2 protein-coding genes are annotated in these 1,134 nt (G+C 69.0%); both read right to left on the bottom strand.

What is annotated here, in order from left to right; genetic code table 11:
• Positions 1-25: 25 nt before the first annotated feature.
• The gene (gene lptC, locus QRO91_RS22425; protein WP_049427482.1) at positions 26-601 is read right to left on the bottom strand and encodes an LPS export ABC transporter periplasmic protein LptC; all 576 of its coding nucleotides are present in this window, start codon (positions 599-601) and stop codon (positions 26-28) included.
• Positions 598-1,134: KdsC family phosphatase (locus QRO91_RS22430; protein ID WP_404830279.1), on the bottom strand; the 537-nt coding region annotated here is incomplete at its 5' end. The genes QRO91_RS22430 and lptC, both read right to left, overlap by 4 nt.

The raw sequence follows: 1,134 nt of genomic DNA on the forward strand, positions 1-1,134 counted from the left end.
GAGACGTCGCGGGCTGGCGGCGGAATCAGCGTTTGGGCGTGTAGCGGCCCTTGGACTGGCTGAGGAAATGATACGTGTTGTTCTTCGAATCCACCTCAAAGCCGACGCCGGACTGTTCCATGCCCGGGCGGGTCATGGTGACCAGCGCATCGGTGCGGGCACGGTTCTCCTTCGGGAACACGTCCAGGTGGTCGGTGCGGAAGGTGGTCGGCACCACGCCCGGGCCCGCCGGGCTGTCGCCGGCGACATTGCCGCGCAGCTTCATCTCGTCGCCCTTGGCGCTGAGCCAGCCGGTCTCGGCACGCAGGGTCCAGTGCTTGCCATCCTTGTCCGGCATCTCGAACAGCGGGGTGGCGATGTTGATGGTCTGGTCGCCGCGCTGGCGTTCCAGCAGCGGTGCGCGCAGGGTGGTCGATTCCTTGCCGTGCTCATCCAGGGCGACAATCTGGAAGTCATGCAGGATGTAATCCACGCCGACCTCCTGGCCGGCACTGGCCGGGCCCTTGTCGCGGTTGCGCAGCGCCGCCCAGCTGCTGAGCAGTGCCGCCAGCAGCAGGCCGATGCCGAGCAGGGTGCGCCAGTTCAAGGTGGGCAGGTTCATGCGCCGAACCTCGCCAGCACCGCATCCACGCGGCCCTGAGCGGCCAGCAGGATGTCGCACAGCTCACGGGCTGCGCCACGGCCGCCATCGGCGCGGGTCTGCCAGTGCACGCGCTCGGCGATCCACGGGTGGGCGTTGGCCGGGGCCACGGCCAGGCCGACCGCACCCAGCGGCGCCAGGTCGGGCAGGTCATCGCCCATGAACGCCACCTGTTCCAGGCCGATGCCGTGCTGCGCACACAGCGCCTGCACGCTGGCCAGCTTGTCGCCCACGGCGATCTGGGTATCGATGCCGAGGTCGGCGCCGCGCTTGAGCGCGGACTGGCTGTTGCGCGCGGTGATCAGCACGGGATGGATGCCGTGCTGCTGCAGCAGTTTCAGGCCCAGGCCGTCCTGCACGAAGTACGCCTTGCTCTCGTTGCCGTCCTTGTCGTAGTACAGCCGACCGTCGGTGAGGGTGCCGTCCACGTCGAAGCAGGCCAGGCGGATCTGGGCCGCAGCGGCATGCAGGTGGGCGGGGAAGGCGGGCAGGGG

Origin of the sequence: Stenotrophomonas maltophilia group sp. Smal32, from assembly GCF_030237085.1 — a bacterium.
Taxonomy (GTDB): domain Bacteria; phylum Pseudomonadota; class Gammaproteobacteria; order Xanthomonadales; family Xanthomonadaceae; genus Stenotrophomonas; species Stenotrophomonas maltophilia_Q.

What these genes read in the sequence shown, in the direction of transcription:
- lptC (WP_049427482.1), bottom strand. Translation starts at nt 601, where the DNA reads ATGAACCTGCCCACCTTGAACTGGCGCACCCTGCTCGGCATCGGCCTG.